We start from the raw sequence: 12,949 nt of genomic DNA on the forward strand, positions 1-12,949 counted from the left end.
CCTCGCTCCCCTGGGCATGGCCGCCGCACCGCAGCCGCCGCAGCAACGCTTCATCGGCCTGATGTCGGGCACCTCGCTCGACGGGGTCGACGGCGTCATTGCCGATTTCTCCGACGACGGCCACCTCGCGGTGATCGGCCACGCCAGCGCCGACTTTCCCGCTCCGCTGCGCGCCGAGCTGCTGGCGCTCAACACCCCCGGCGACAACGAACTGCACCGCGCGGCCCTGGCCGGCAACGGCCTGGCGCGGGTGTATGCCGACGTGGTCGCGCAGCTGCTGGTCAGCACCGGCACGGCACCCAGCGCCGTCACCGCCATCGGCGCCCACGGCCAGACCGTGCGCCACCGGCCGCTCGAATTCGACGGCACGGGCTACACGCTGCAGGTCAACAACCCCTCGCTGCTGGCCGAACTGAGCGGCATCGACGTGGTCGCCGACTTCCGCAGCCGCGACCTCGCGGCCGGCGGTCAGGGCGCCCCGTTGGTGCCGGCCTTCCACCAGGCCCTGTTCGCCCGGCCTGATGCCCCCGTCGCCGTGCTGAACCTCGGCGGCATCTCCAACCTGAGCCTGCTGCCCGCCACGAGCGCGCCGGCGGGCACTGCGCCCCTGCTGGGCTTCGATTGCGGCCCCGCCAACGCGCTGATGGACCACTGGTGCCAGCGCCACCTCGGCCAGCCCTTCGACCAGGGCGGCCAGTGGGCGGCCAGCGGGCGCGTGCTGCCCGAGCTGCTGGCCCGGCTGCAGGCCGAACCGTATTTCGCCAAGGCGCCGCCGAAGAGCACGGGGCGCGATTTATTCCATCCGGACTGGCTGGCCGGCCACCTGGGCACGGCCACCTGGGCGCCTGTCGATGTGCAGGCCACGCTGGCCGAACTGACCGCCAGCACCTGCGCGACAGCACTGCAAAGCTATCAAAAAGAGAGCGCCTTGCTGATCGTCTGCGGCGGCGGTGCGCTCAACGACCACCTCATGGCGCGCCTGCGCGCCCTGCTGCCCGGCGTGCAGGTGCAGGCGTCGTCGGAACACGGCCTGCCGCCCCAGCAGGTCGAGGCGGCCGCCTTTGCGTGGCTGGCCCGGCGCACCGTCCGGCGCGAACCCGGCAACCTCGCGAGCGTGACCGGCGCGCGCGGGGCGCGGGTGCTCGGGGCGATCTACCCCGCCTGACTTGCCTCAGCCCTGACCGGAGACCTCCGGCTGTGCAGGCTGTGCCGCCCGCACTTCTGCGGGCAGATGCCAGAAGATCAGCGCAGAAGCCACCGTGATGAGCCCCATGGTCGCAAAGGTGGCCTGGAACGCATCGAGCGTCTGCACCGCCGTGGCCGTGCCGAACACGCCGTTGTAGCCCGCCAGCACGGCGCCCGCCGCGGCCACGCCCAGGCTCATCGCCAGCATCTGCACCATCGACAGCAGGCTGTTGCCGCTGCTGGCCATGCCGCCGTCGAGGTCCTTCAGGGTGATGGTGTTCATGGCCGTGAACTGCAGCGAATTGACCGCACCGAACACCAGCAGCTGCAGCAGGTGCAACGCCACCGGCTGCCCCGGCGCCGTGAGGCCGAAGCTGGCCATGGTGCAGCCGACCAGCACCGTGTTGGCCACCAGCACGCGGCGGTAGCCATGGCGCGTGATCAACGGCGTGGCAAAGCGCTTCATCGCCATGCCGGCCAGCGCGACCGGCAGCATCATCAGCCCGGCGCGCACCGGCGAATAGCCCATCGACACCTGCAGCAGCAGCGGCACCAGGAACGGCATGCAGCTGCTGCCCAGGCGCGAGAACAGGTTGCCCAGCAGGCCGATGCTCAGCGTCGGAATGCCGAACAGCGCGGGCGAGAACAGCGGCTCGGGCGTGCGCGCCGCGCGCAGCCAGTAGGCGACCACGGCGGCGAAGCCGAAGATCAACACCGCCATCACCCCGCCCTGGCGCAGCCCGAGCCCCGACACGCCGTCCACCGCCAGCGAGATCGCCACCATGCCGAACGCCAGCAGCGCGTAGCCCACGCTGTCGAAACGCTTCTGGAGCGCACCGCGCAGGTCCGGCATGTAGCGCAGCGTGGCGATGCAGCCCGCCAGCCCCACCGGCACGTTGATCAGGAAGATCCAGTGCCAGGAGGCGTACTGCACCAGCCAGCCGCCCAGCGTGGGCCCCAGCAGGGGCCCGATGAGCCCCGGAATGGCCACGAAGCTCATCGCCTGCAGGAACTCGCCGCGCGGCACCGTGCGCAGCAGCGCCAGGCGCCCCACAGGCAGCAGCAGCGCCCCGCCCAGGCCCTGCACCACCCGCGCCGCCACGAGCTGCCCCAGCCCCTGCGAGAGCGCGCACAGCACCGAGCCGGCGGCGAACAGCACGATGGCGCAGAAGAAGACGCGCCGCGTGCCGAAGCGGTCGGCGATCCAGCCCGAGGCCGGGATCAGCATCGCCATGGTGAGCGCGTAGGCCACCACCACCGACTGCATGCGCAGCGGGCTCTCGCCCAGGCTGGCAGCCATCGCGGGCAGCGCCGTGTTGATGATGGTGGCGTCCAGCGTCTGCATGAAAAAGCCCACGGCCACGAGCCACAGCAGGCTCTTGCGGGCGGGATCGACGGGGACGGCGGTTTCGGGGCTCATCGGGAAGGCGTGGACTCGGAAAAACGACAGGCAGCAAAAAGCCGCCCGGAGGCGGCTTTTTCGAGGGGGCTGGTCAGCAGCATCCAGGCATCAGGCCGAGAAGCTGGAACCGCAGCCGCAGGTGCTGGTGGCGTTCGGGTTCTTGATGACGAACTGGGCGCCCTGCAGGTCTTCCTTGTAGTCGATCTCGGCGCCGAGCAGGTACTGGTAGCTCATGGCGTCGATCAGCAGCGACACACCGTTCTTGGTCATGGTGGTGTCGTCTTCGTTGGTGATCTCGTCGAAGGTGAAACCGTACTGAAAGCCCGAGCACCCTCCACCCTGCACGAACACGCGCAGCTTCAGGTCGGGATTGCCCTCTTCGGCGATCAGGTCGGCGACCTTGGCGGCCGCGCTGTCGGTGAAGACGATCGGCTCGGGCATCTGGGTCTGGATGTTTTCGGCAACAGCGCTCATGGGGTGAAACTCCTTGGGGGGCCGCTTGGGCGGCCAATGGGACGGATGCTACTGCAATGCCGCATTTTCGGCAGGCCGACTGTGGCGAGCACCCATCGCAAGTGGGGTCGGGCGCCGCATCCACCAGGGGCACCTGGGGGACGCGGCCACGAAAAAGCCGCCCGAGGGCGGCTTCTTGTCTCGCAACGAGCAGGGGATCAGCGCTTGCTGAACTGCTTGCGGCGACGGGCGGAGTGCAGACCGACCTTCTTACGCTCGACTTCACGTGCGTCACGCGTCACGAAGCCGGCTTGGCTCAGGACGGGCTTCAGCGAAGCGTCGTAGTCGATCAGGGCACGGGTGATGCCGTGGCGCGTGGCGCCGGCTTGACCCGATTCGCCGCCGCCGTTCACGTTGACCATCACGTCGAAAGCTTCGAGGTTGTTGGTCAGCGCCAGGGGCTGCTTGGCGATCATGATCGAGGTTTCACGGCCGAAGAACGCTTGGATGTCCTTGCCGTTGACCGTGATCTTGCCGGTGCCTTTTTTCAGAAACACGCGGGCGACGCTGGATTTGCGACGGCCGGTGCCATTGTTCCATTCACCAATCATTCTCAAGGCTCCTTACAGTTCCAGCACTTTGGGCTGTTGGGCGGTATGCGGGTGCTCAGCACCACCGTACACCTTGAGTTTCTTGATCATCGCGTAACCAAGCGGGCCCTTGGGCAGCATGCCCTTGACAGCCTTTTCCAGGGCGCGGCCCGGGTGCTTGTTCTGCATGTCGCGGAAGTTCGTCGCCGTGATACCGCCCGGGTAGCCCGAGTGACGGTAGTACACCTTGTCGATCGACTTGGCGCCGGTGACGCGCAGTTGCGCGGCGTTGATGATGACGATGTAGTCACCGGTATCGACGTGAGGCGTGTAAATGGCCTTGTGTTTGCCGCGCAAACGGAGAGCAACTTCGCTGGCTACTCGTCCGAGGACCTTGTCGGTCGCGTCAATCACAAACCACTCGTGCGTCACGTCAGCGGGCTTGGCGCTGAACGTTTTGGTCATGAGTTTTTCTCTTGAAAGAGGGTTTGGCGAGCCCTTTTCCACGGTCGGCGTTCCTCTGATGGGAATCTCTTAGGTGGGTTTTCACGCCTTCCGCCCAATGAAAGGGCAGCTGGCATGCCTTCGCCGCGGGGCTACAAAAACGCTGCGAAGCCCGCGATTATATGAAGAAATGGCCAAACGGCCAATTTCCGGGCTTCCGGGGGCCTCAGCGCTGGATGCGGACGAGTTCCAGGCTCTCGTTGGTCACGCTGGCATAGGCGCGCCGGTGCCTGGCCTCGAACTGGACGATCCGCTTCAGGTCGGGGCTGTACAGGACGGCCACCTTGAACGGCGTGCCGGTCAGGGCGGCGCCCGTGCCAGCGGAGGCGTAGATCCAGCCTTCATAGCTGATGCGCACCACATTGAGCTCCACGCCGTCCACGCGCACCGTGTGTTCAGCGCCCACCGAGGCATTGAGTTCATGCCGCAGCCGGTCGTCGGTGGTCGTCACGTAGTCCAGGTGCCAGCGCATGCCGGGCTGGACCTCGTCCTTCGGCGCCCAGCCGCCCGGCGGCGACGCGCTGTCGTACATGCCGCCAATCGGCGACGTGATCGACACCACCTGCCCGTTGGTCTTCTCGATCCGGCTGCCCGCGTTGAACGACACCTCGTCGCCGTTGACCCGGTCCACCCGATAGATCACCGGCGTGCGGTTGCCCGTCAGCCGGTCGGTGCGCACGTACTCGAGCGCGTCGCCGGCGCGCAGCGGCTCCGCCAGCGCCACGCCGGCGCTGCGGCGGGCGCCGCCTTCGGGCTCACGCGCCCGCGCCGCCAGCTGCGCCTGGGCGCGGGCCGGCAGTTCCGCCAGGAACTCGGCCGGCATCGCGAAATTCAGGTTGCCGCCGTCGCGGGCAGAGAAGGTGGTGATGCCCAGCAGGCGGCCGTCGCTGTCGAACAGCCCGCCGCCGCTCGATCCGGGCGCGATCGCCGCCGTGGTCTGCAGCAGCCGCGCCTCGCCGTCGCCGCCGCGCAGGCCCGACAGCAGGCCTTCGCTGAGGGTGTTTTCCAGCCCGCGCGGGTTGCCGATGGCGTACACGCGCTGCCCCACCCGCGCACCGCCGGCGGGCGCCAGGGTCACCGGGGTTGCCGTGAAGTTGGCGACCTTGATCTGGCACAGGTCGCGCCCCGGGTCCGGGTATTCGAGCGTGGCGCCGTAGGTGACGTTGTCGCGCTTGACCACGAAATTGCTGGCCTTGGCGAGCACGTGGCAGTTGGTGACGAGCCGGCCGGGTGCGATCACCACGGCGCTGCCGGCGCGCAGCGGACGCTCCTGCGCGTCGAAGGTGCGCACGGCCCAGACGCTGCCGGTCAGCTTGGCGAACAGGGCGTCGGGTTCCAGCGCGGCGGCGGGGCCGGCGGCCAGCAGGGCGCCCGCGGCGCACAGCCACGGCGCGGCGTTCTTCCAGATCGGCTTCACGGCTTGGCGGGCAGCAGGCCGCGCAGGTCGTCCATCGAGACGCGGGCGTCGGGCGCGGCGGACGGCGCTGCGGGCGCGGGGCGCGCCGGAGCGGGCGGTGCGACCGCCACGGGAGGCGGCGGTGGCGCCACCACAGCGGGCGCGGGCACAGGCACAGGCGCTGCCACGGCCGTCTTCGGCGCCGGCGCGGCCGCCATCTCGGTCGTGCCGATCTTCATGCCGACGGTCGCCTCGTCGCCGGTCTGCGCGCTGCGGTCGAAGCTGCGCACCTCGCCGAAGATCAGCTGGATCCAGCTCGGGTAGTTGAAGCCCGCGCCGGTGCCTGTGTCGATCGCCACGCCGACCAAGCCGCCGATCATCACGTTGCCGACCAGGCCCACGTTGACGCGCGAAATCGCCTGGCCGCGGGCCGGCGGCAGGCCGGACTGGGTGCATTCGATGTTCAGGTTCTCGCCCGAGCGCCGCACCGGCAGGGTCAGGCCGGAGCGCACTACCGCATCATTGCGGTCGTTGGAGACCCGGCAGCGGGCGCCGTCGACCACCTTGCCCTCGGGCGACAGGGTCTCGACCTTCACGTTCTGCGTGGTGCCGTGGGTCACGGAGGCGCAGCCCGTCAAAATAGACAAAACACCCGCGCCGACGCACAGGCCCCAAAATCGCCATCCGGCTCCTCGCATTGCTGCCCCTCGTTGTGTTTTGTAAATCAATGTAGCGCCGCGCGAGTCTAGCGCTCCCCTTTCCACTTTTTCAGGCCTCATCCCATGTTCAGTTACCGCCACGCGTTCCATGCCGGCAACCACGCCGACGTGCTCAAGCACACGGTCCTGATTGCCACCCTCGACCACCTGCTTGAAAAAGACGCCGCGCTGACCGTCGTCGACACCCACGCCGGCGCCGGCCTGTACCGGCTCGACGGCGACTACGCCGGCACCAGCGGCGAAGCGGCCGACGGCGTGCTGCGCTTCTTCGCCGAACCGGAAAAAGCCCCCGCCACGCCCACCCCCGCCGCCAAGTCGGCGGGCAAGAAGCCCGCAGCCCCCGCCGAAGACAAGCCGGTCGCCGAAGCCATCGCCCGCTACCTGAGCGTGATCCACGACTTCAACCCCAAGGGCGGCGCGCGCGTCTACCCCGGCTCGCCGTTCATCGTGCAGCACCTGCTGCGCGACCACGACAAGCTCAAGCTGTTCGAGCTGCACCCGACCGACGCCCGCACGCTGGACGCCAACATCGCCCAGCTCGAGGCCGGCCGCCGCATCGCCGTGCTGCGCGACGACGGCTTCGGCAGCGCCACCAAGTTCCTGCCGCCGCCCTCGCGCCGCGCGCTGGTGCTGATGGACCCGAGCTACGAAATGAAGACCGACTACGGCCGCGTGCTCGACTTCGCGGCCGAGGCGCTCAAGCGCTTCGCCACCGGCACCTATGCCGTCTGGTACCCGATCATTCCGCGCCCCGAGGCGCACGACCTGCCGCGTCGCCTGAAGACGATGGCGACCAAGGCCGGCAAGCCGTGGCTGCACGCCACGCTGACGGTCAAGTCGAGCAAGATCACGAAGGACGCCGCCTCGGGCGAAACGCAGCGTCCGGGCCTGCCGGCGAGCGGGATGTTCCTGATCAACCCGCCCTACACGCTGAAGGCACAACTGGCCGAGGCGCTGCCGCAGCTGGCCGAGCGCCTGGCCCAGGACCGCAACGCCGCCTACTCGCTCGAGAGCGGCGGCTGAGGCCGGCCGCTCAGCGGCGCTTGCGCGGCGGCACGATCACCCGCTTGCGCGCGGGTGCCGGCGCGCGAACGCGCGACGTCGGCGCCTCGGGCAACAGCGCGGGCTGCAGATCTTCCGCCGTCACGGCCTGGCCGCCGCAGCGCATGCCCTCGCGGTCGATGACCGACAGCGCCACCTGCTTGATGCCCATGCTCGTGAGACCGATGCGGTCGGCCGCGGCGCGGCTCAGGTCGATGATGCGGCCCGGCGTGAAGGGCCCGCGGTCGTTGACGCGCACCAGCACCTCGCTGCCGTTGACCAGGCTGCGCACGCACACGCGCGTGTTGAAGGGCAGCGTCTTGTGGGCCGCCGTCATGGCGCCCATGTCGAAGCGCTCGCCGTTGGCGGTCTTGCGCTGGTGGAACTGGATGCCGTACCACGAGGCCCCGCCGCGCTCGAAGATCTCGCGCGGTTCATCGCCGGGCACGCCATCGTCCAGCGATTCGCCGGTGCCCGACACCGCGAGGTCGTAGCGCACCGACGGCACGGCCGAGCGCGGGGCCGCGCCGGGCGGCACGGCCAGGCCGCGTCCCAGCGGCTGCAGCCGCTTGCCGGACGCCGCCGGCGCGGCGGCGGTGTCCGCGTCTTTCTCCTGCGTGGCAGGCGGCATGGTGCACCCTGCGAGCACGCAGGAGACCGCGACGGCGACCGCGCGCAGCCCTCTCAATCCAGGCGCTCCAGGATCGCCAGCGTGGCCGCCGACTGGTTCATCGTGTAGAAGTGGATCGCGGGTGCACCGCCTTCTTGCAGGCGCGCGCACAGGTCGGTCACCACGTCCAGGCCGAAGGCCTTGATGGAGGCCGTGTCGTCGCCGAAGCCCTGCAGGCGCAGGCGGATCCAGCGCGGAATCTCGGCGCCGCAGGCGTCCGAGAAACGCATGAGCTGCGTCGAGCTCGTGATGGGCATGATGCCCGGCACGATCGGCGTGTCGAGCCCCAGCTTGCGCGCGTCGTCGACGAAGCGGAAGTAGGCCTCGGGGCTGAAGAAATACTGCGTGATGGCCGAGTCGGCCCCGGCCTTCATCTTGGTCGCGAAGGCCTGCAGGTCGGCTTCGGGCGAGCGCGCCTGCGGATGCACTTCGGGGTAGCAGGCCACCTCGATGTGGAAGTCGCGGCCGGTCTCCTCGCGGATGAAGGCGACCAGGTCGCTCGCGTACTGGAACTCGCCGCCGATGCCGTAGCCGCTGGGCAGGTCGCCGCGCAGCGCCACCAGGCGCTTCACGCCCATGGCCTTCAGCTCGGCCAGCTGCTCGCGCACGGTGGCGCGCGTGGCGCCGATGCACGAGAAGTGACTGGCAGCATCCACGCCCTCGGCCAGGATCTCCTGCACCGCACCGAAGGTGCCCTGGTGCGTGGAGCCGCCCGCGCCGTAGGTGACGGAGCAGAACTGCGGCTTGCGCGCATACAGCTGCTGGCGCACGGCGCGCAGCTTGACCGCGCCTTCGGGCGTCTTGGTCGGGAAGAATTCGAAACTCAGCGGAAGGCGCACCTGCGTCTCCTTAGGAACCGTCGCCCGCCTTGGCAGCAGCACGAACGGCGTGAATGAAAAACTCGCGGTTGCCGTCGCCCCCGGCGATCGGGCTGTCGAACCAGCGCAGCACCTTCAGCTCGAGCGCCGCGCAGGCGTCGTGCAGGCGCTTCTCGACCACAGCGTACATCGCCTCGTCGCGCACGATGCCGCCCTTGCCGACCTGGCCGGGCTGCAGTTCGAACTGCGGCTTGACCAGCATCAGCAACTGGCCGTCGTCGGCCAGGAACTGCACCACGGCCGGCAGCACCAGCGTGAGCGAGATGAAGGACAGGTCGCCGACGATGAAGTCGAAGCGCGGTTCAGGCGGGGCTTCGACAGCTTCGACCGCCTCGCCAGCTTCTGCGTCTTCTTCATCGTCCACCTGCAGGTCAGCCGGCGACAGCGCCCGCGCATTGACGCCTTCGATGGCGACCACGCGTTCGTCCTCGCGCATGCGCGCATGCAGCTGCCCATGGCCCACGTCGACGCCCACCACCTTGGCGGCGCCATGCTGCAACAGGCAGTCGGTGAAGCCGCCGGTCGACTGGCCGACGTCCAGGCAGAGCTTGCCCGTCGGGTCCACGCCGCTGGTCTTCAGCGCGCCTTCGAGCTTGAGGCCGCCGCGCGACACGTAGCGCGCCTCGGCAGCGTCGGCGAGCTCGAGCTCGGCCGACTCGGGCACTTCGTCCTTGTTCTTGGCGACGTTGCGCCACGCGTCGCCCGTGCCCGCGTCACGCCAGCGCATGCCGCCGGCGATGAGCCGGACCGCTTGCGAACGTGACGCGGCCAGGCCGCGCTCTACCAACAGTTGATCGGCGCGCACGCGGATCAGTAGCGGTAGGTGTCCGGCTTGTAAGGGCCGTTCTTGTCCACGCCGATGTAGGCGGCTTGCGAGTCGGTCAGCTCGGTGAGCATGGCGCCGACCTTCTTCAGGTGCAGGCGCGCGACCTTCTCGTCCAGGTGCTTGGGCAGCACGTAGACCTTGCCGGCTTGATACGCATCAGGCTTGGTGAACAGCTCGATCTGGGCGATGGTCTGGTTGGCGAACGACGACGACATCACGAAGCTCGGGTGGCCCGTGCCGCAGCCCAGGTTCACGAGGCGGCCCTTGGCCAGCAGGATGATCTTCTTGCCGTCCGGGAAGGTGATGTGGTCGACCTGCGGCTTGATCTCTTCCCACTCGTACTTCTCGATCGACGCGACGTCGATCTCGTTGTCGAAGTGGCCGATGTTGCAGACGATGGCCTGGTCCTTCATGGCGGCCATGTGCTCGTGGCGGATCACGTCGCGGTTGCCGGTGGTGGTCACGAAGATGTCGGCCTTGTCGGCGGCGTACTCCATGGTCACGACCTTGTAGCCTTCCATGGCGGCCTGCAGGGCGTTGATCGGGTCGATTTCGGTGACCCACACTTGCGCCGACAGTGCACGCAGCGCCTGGGCCGAGCCCTTGCCCACGTCGCCGTAGCCGGCCACGCAGGCCACCTTGCCGGCGATCATCACGTCGGTGGCGCGCTTGATGCCGTCCACCAGCGATTCGCGGCAGCCGTAGAGGTTGTCGAACTTGCTCTTGGTGACCGAGTCGTTCACGTTGATGGCGCGGAACAGCAGCGTGCCCTTGGCGCTCATCTCGTTCAGGCGGTGCACGCCGGTGGTGGTCTCTTCGGTCACGCCGATGATCTCGGCCGACTTGCGGGTGTACCAGGTGTCGTCCAGGGCCAGCTTGGCCTTGATGGCGGCGTACAGAATGCGTTCTTCTTCGCTGGTCGGGTTGGCGAGCACGCCCAGGTCTTTTTCAGCGCGCTGGCCCAGGTGCATGAGCAGCGTGGCGTCGCCGCCGTCGTCCAGGATCATGTTCGGGCCTTCGCCCTTCGAGCCCTTGGGACCGAAGTCGAAGATGGCGTGGGTGTAGTCCCAGTAGTCCTTCAGCGACTCGCCCTTGATGGCGAACACCGGGGTGCCGGCGGCGGCGATGGCGGCGGCGGCGTGGTCCTGCGTCGAGAAGATGTTGCACGAGGCCCAGCGCACTTCGGCGCCCAGGGCTTGCAGCGTCTCGATGAGCACGGCCGTCTGGATGGTCATGTGCAGCGAGCCCGTGATGCGCGCGCCCTTCAGGGCCTGGCCCTTCGAGAACTCTTCACGGATGGCCATCAGGCCGGGCATCTCGGTTTCGGCGATCTTGATTTCCTTGCGGCCCCAGGCGGCAAGGGACAGGTCGGCAATCGCCTGGTCGGCGGTCGAGACGGGGGTGGGCTTGAGTACAGCGCTCATGTGAACTCCAAAACTGGTTTGAAAGATGCCACTGCGTACGGGGAAGAAAGACTCACCGCGAGAACAGCGGGTGAGCGTGGTTGCGATGTGGTCCGAGCCTCACGCCTGACGGCGCTGCAACGCTCCTCGGAGCGCCGGATTGTAGTCGCGGCCGCCCGGCCCGCCAATCGACCGGGGCATCCCACATCACGGAAAGCGCGGACGCCCGCCAGCCCGGGCCGGGCGGCGCGGGCCACCCCGGGAAACTCCGCAGGCAAATCCGCGCTTGGAGCGCCCTGAGCCGCGCCGGCCCGGCGTATCGTGGCGGCGGGCCCCGGCCGCCCGGCCGCTGCCTGCATCCACCCGTTCGATTGTTTTCATCACCCGACACAGGAGATTCCGCACCATGGCCACTGCCAAGAAAGCCGCCGCGAAAAAAACCACCGCCAGCAGCGCCGGCGCGAAGCAGGCGGCGCCGTCCGCCGCGGACATGCTCGATCCGATGAAGAACCTCAAGGGCATGGCCGAGCGCCTGCAGAACCTGAACCTGACCGGCGGCGCCGGCAAGCTGCTCGACAGCGGCCGCAAAGACCTGCAGGCGCTGATGCAGGCCAATGAAAAGTCCTACCAGGGCCTGCAGACCGTGGTGCAGCGACAGACCGAAATGATCAAGACGGCCATCGCCGAATGGCAGACCGCCGCCAAGGCGATGCCGGGCAAGGACCCGAAGGAAAACCTCGCCAAGCTCGACGAGCTGGGCCGCCAGTCGTTCCAGCGCGCCGTCGAGGACATCAAGGAGCTGGCCACCCTGGCCGCCAAGTCGCAGGCCGACGCCTTCGACGTGGTGCGCCAGCGCATTCAGGCCAACGTGGACGAGGTCACGAAGCTGCTGCAGCGCAAGTAACAAGAAGAAAAGAAAGGCCCGCATGACCGCCGTCGCGCCCCGCACCGAACGGCGCACCCGCGCCAACGGCATCGAACTGGCCTGGGACAGCTTCGGCGACCCCGAGGCGCCGCCGCTGTTGCTGGTCATGGGCCTCGGCGCCCAGATGGTCGCGTGGGACGACGCGTTCTGCGCCGCCCTGGCGCAGGCCGGCGGCCACCACGTGATCCGCTTCGACAACCGCGACATCGGCCACTCCACCCACCTGCCGCATGCCGGCGTGCCCGACATCCAGGCGCTGATGCTGCAGGCCATGGCGGGGCGGCCGCTGCAGGTGCCCTACACGCTGCGCGACATGGCCGACGACTGCGCCGGCCTGCTCGACGCGCTGGGCATCGCGCGCGCCCACGTCGTGGGCGCGTCGATGGGCGGCGCCATCGGGCAGGAGATGGCCATCCACCATCCGGGGCGGATGCGCTCGCTCACCAGCATCATGTCGAGCACCGGCGACCCGGCCCTGCCGCCGCCCACGCCCGAGGCGCTGGCGGTGCTGTTCGCGCCCGCGCCGACCAGCTTCGAGGCCTACCTGCCGCACCACGCCAAGCTGTGGCGCGTGCTGCGCGGGCCCGACGCCTTTCCGCTCGACGAGGCGCGCGACGCCGAGCGCGCGCAGCTCGCCTTCCTGCGCGGCCTCAACCCGGGCGGCGTGGCGCGGCAGTTGGCGGCCGTGTTCGCATCGGGCAACCGCAAGCCGGCGCTGCGCGCGGTGCAGGTGCCCACGCTGGTGATCCACGGCGACGTCGATCCGCTGGTGCCCGTGGCCTGCGGCATCGACGTGGCCGAGGCCATTCCCGGCGCGACGCTGCTGCGCATTCCGCGCATGGGCCATGCGCTGCCGATCGCGATGTGGCCGCAGATCATCGAGGCCATCGCCGCGCACACCGCACGGGCGGCGCGGCGCGACGATCACTGAAGAAAAAGAGACAACGACAAAAAACC

The 12,949-nt window shown here is 69.0% G+C and carries 14 protein-coding genes and 1 riboswitch; of the genes, 4 read left to right on the forward strand and 10 right to left on the reverse strand.

Annotated features, from left to right (window positions below):
* Positions 1–16 precede the first annotated feature (16 nt).
* The gene (locus tag AC07SQ_RS10150; RefSeq protein ID WP_495271960.1) at positions 17–1,165 is read left to right on the forward strand and encodes an anhydro-N-acetylmuramic acid kinase; all 1,149 of its coding nucleotides are present in this window, start codon (positions 17–19) and stop codon (positions 1,163–1,165) included.
* Positions 1,166–1,171: 6 nt separating this feature from the next.
* Here the strand turns inward: AC07SQ_RS10150 and mdtD are convergent, their stop codons facing one another.
* The 6 genes from mdtD to AC07SQ_RS10180 all read right to left on the reverse strand — a co-directional run bounded on the left by mdtD (position 1,172) and on the right by AC07SQ_RS10180 (position 6,150).
* Positions 1,172–2,605, reverse strand: coding sequence for a multidrug transporter subunit MdtD (gene mdtD / locus AC07SQ_RS10155; RefSeq protein WP_495271959.1), 1,434 nt, complete (start codon positions 2,603–2,605; stop codon positions 1,172–1,174).
* 90 nt (positions 2,606–2,695) lie between these two features.
* On the reverse strand, positions 2,696–3,061 hold the full coding sequence (erpA, locus tag AC07SQ_RS10160; protein ID WP_056577477.1) for an iron-sulfur cluster insertion protein ErpA: 366 nt from the start codon (positions 3,059–3,061) through the stop codon (positions 2,696–2,698).
* Between the two features lie 197 nt (positions 3,062–3,258).
* Positions 3,259–3,651: a 30S ribosomal protein S9 gene (rpsI, locus tag AC07SQ_RS10165; RefSeq protein WP_062479216.1), complete on the reverse strand. Its 393-nt coding sequence runs from the start codon at positions 3,649–3,651 to the stop codon at positions 3,259–3,261.
* 12 nt (positions 3,652–3,663) lie between these two features.
* A complete protein-coding gene (gene rplM, locus AC07SQ_RS10170) occupies positions 3,664–4,095 on the reverse strand; it encodes a 50S ribosomal protein L13 (protein ID WP_062479213.1) in 432 nt (143 codons plus the stop codon).
* Positions 4,096–4,300: 205 nt separating this feature from the next.
* Entirely contained in the window at positions 4,301–5,551 is a 1,251-nt protein-coding gene (locus AC07SQ_RS10175) for a S1C family serine protease (RefSeq protein ID WP_495271958.1), read from the reverse strand.
* A complete protein-coding gene (locus AC07SQ_RS10180) occupies positions 5,548–6,150 on the reverse strand; it encodes a hypothetical protein (protein WP_495271957.1) in 603 nt (200 codons plus the stop codon). Before AC07SQ_RS10180 ends, AC07SQ_RS10175 begins: the two co-directional genes overlap by 4 nt.
* Before the next feature lie 162 nt (positions 6,151–6,312).
* On the opposite strand from AC07SQ_RS10180, the gene AC07SQ_RS10185 reads away from it, so the two are divergent.
* A complete protein-coding gene (locus AC07SQ_RS10185; protein WP_495271956.1) occupies positions 6,313–7,272 on the forward strand; it encodes a 23S rRNA (adenine(2030)-N(6))-methyltransferase RlmJ in 960 nt (319 codons plus the stop codon).
* Positions 7,273–7,282: 10 nt separating this feature from the next.
* Here the strand turns inward: AC07SQ_RS10185 and AC07SQ_RS10190 are convergent, their stop codons facing one another.
* Genes AC07SQ_RS10190 through ahcY form a run of 4 tightly spaced genes read right to left on the reverse strand, consistent with a single transcriptional unit; the run spans position 7,283 to position 11,088 of the window.
* A complete protein-coding gene (locus AC07SQ_RS10190) occupies positions 7,283–7,921 on the reverse strand; it encodes a septal ring lytic transglycosylase RlpA family protein (RefSeq protein ID WP_495271955.1) in 639 nt (212 codons plus the stop codon).
* A 53-nt stretch (positions 7,922–7,974) separates the two neighbouring features.
* Positions 7,975–8,799 carry a methylenetetrahydrofolate reductase [NAD(P)H] gene (gene metF / locus AC07SQ_RS10195; RefSeq protein ID WP_070062884.1) on the reverse strand — a complete coding sequence of 275 codons (825 nt, stop codon included), beginning with the start codon at positions 8,797–8,799 and terminating at the stop codon, positions 7,975–7,977.
* Positions 8,800–8,809: 10 nt separating this feature from the next.
* Positions 8,810–9,643 carry a TlyA family RNA methyltransferase gene (locus tag AC07SQ_RS10200; RefSeq protein ID WP_495271954.1) on the reverse strand — a complete coding sequence of 278 codons (834 nt, stop codon included), beginning with the start codon at positions 9,641–9,643 and terminating at the stop codon, positions 8,810–8,812.
* A gap of 5 nt (positions 9,644–9,648) precedes the next feature.
* Positions 9,649–11,088, reverse strand: coding sequence for an adenosylhomocysteinase (gene ahcY, locus AC07SQ_RS10205; RefSeq protein WP_495271953.1), 1,440 nt, complete (start codon positions 11,086–11,088; stop codon positions 9,649–9,651).
* A gap of 65 nt (positions 11,089–11,153) precedes the next feature.
* A riboswitch (S-adenosyl-L-homocysteine riboswitch) is annotated at positions 11,154–11,222 on the reverse strand.
* 251 nt (positions 11,223–11,473) lie between these two features.
* On the opposite strand from ahcY, the gene phaP reads away from it, so the two are divergent.
* Both phaP and AC07SQ_RS10215 read left to right on the forward strand, forming a co-directional pair.
* Positions 11,474–11,971 (forward strand): TIGR01841 family phasin, encoded by a 498-nt coding sequence (gene phaP / locus AC07SQ_RS10210; RefSeq protein ID WP_495271952.1) that lies wholly within the window; start codon positions 11,474–11,476, stop codon positions 11,969–11,971.
* 22 nt (positions 11,972–11,993) lie between these two features.
* Positions 11,994–12,923 (forward strand): alpha/beta fold hydrolase, encoded by a 930-nt coding sequence (locus AC07SQ_RS10215; RefSeq protein WP_095947938.1) that lies wholly within the window; start codon positions 11,994–11,996, stop codon positions 12,921–12,923.
* Positions 12,924–12,949 lie beyond the last annotated feature (26 nt).

It is taken from the genome of Variovorax sp. GW821-FHT06D12, from assembly GCF_059419205.1.

What these genes read in the sequence shown, in the direction of transcription:
- AC07SQ_RS10215 (WP_095947938.1), top strand. Translation starts at nt 11,994, where the DNA reads ATGACCGCCGTCGCGCCCCGCACCGAACGGCGCACCCGCGCCAACGGC.
- AC07SQ_RS10190 (WP_495271955.1), bottom strand. Translation starts at nt 7,921, where the DNA reads ATGCCGCCTGCCACGCAGGAGAAAGACGCGGACACCGCCGCCGCGCCG.
- erpA (WP_056577477.1), bottom strand. Translation starts at nt 3,061, where the DNA reads ATGAGCGCTGTTGCCGAAAACATCCAGACCCAGATGCCCGAGCCGATC.
- rplM (WP_062479213.1), bottom strand. Translation starts at nt 4,095, where the DNA reads ATGACCAAAACGTTCAGCGCCAAGCCCGCTGACGTGACGCACGAGTGG.
- AC07SQ_RS10150 (WP_495271960.1), top strand. Translation starts at nt 17, where the DNA reads ATGGCCGCCGCACCGCAGCCGCCGCAGCAACGCTTCATCGGCCTGATG.
- rpsI (WP_062479216.1), bottom strand. Translation starts at nt 3,651, where the DNA reads ATGATTGGTGAATGGAACAATGGCACCGGCCGTCGCAAATCCAGCGTC.
- AC07SQ_RS10185 (WP_495271956.1), top strand. Translation starts at nt 6,313, where the DNA reads ATGTTCAGTTACCGCCACGCGTTCCATGCCGGCAACCACGCCGACGTG.
- phaP (WP_495271952.1), top strand. Translation starts at nt 11,474, where the DNA reads ATGGCCACTGCCAAGAAAGCCGCCGCGAAAAAAACCACCGCCAGCAGC.
- ahcY (WP_495271953.1), bottom strand. Translation starts at nt 11,088, where the DNA reads ATGAGCGCTGTACTCAAGCCCACCCCCGTCTCGACCGCCGACCAGGCG.
- mdtD (WP_495271959.1), bottom strand. Translation starts at nt 2,605, where the DNA reads ATGAGCCCCGAAACCGCCGTCCCCGTCGATCCCGCCCGCAAGAGCCTG.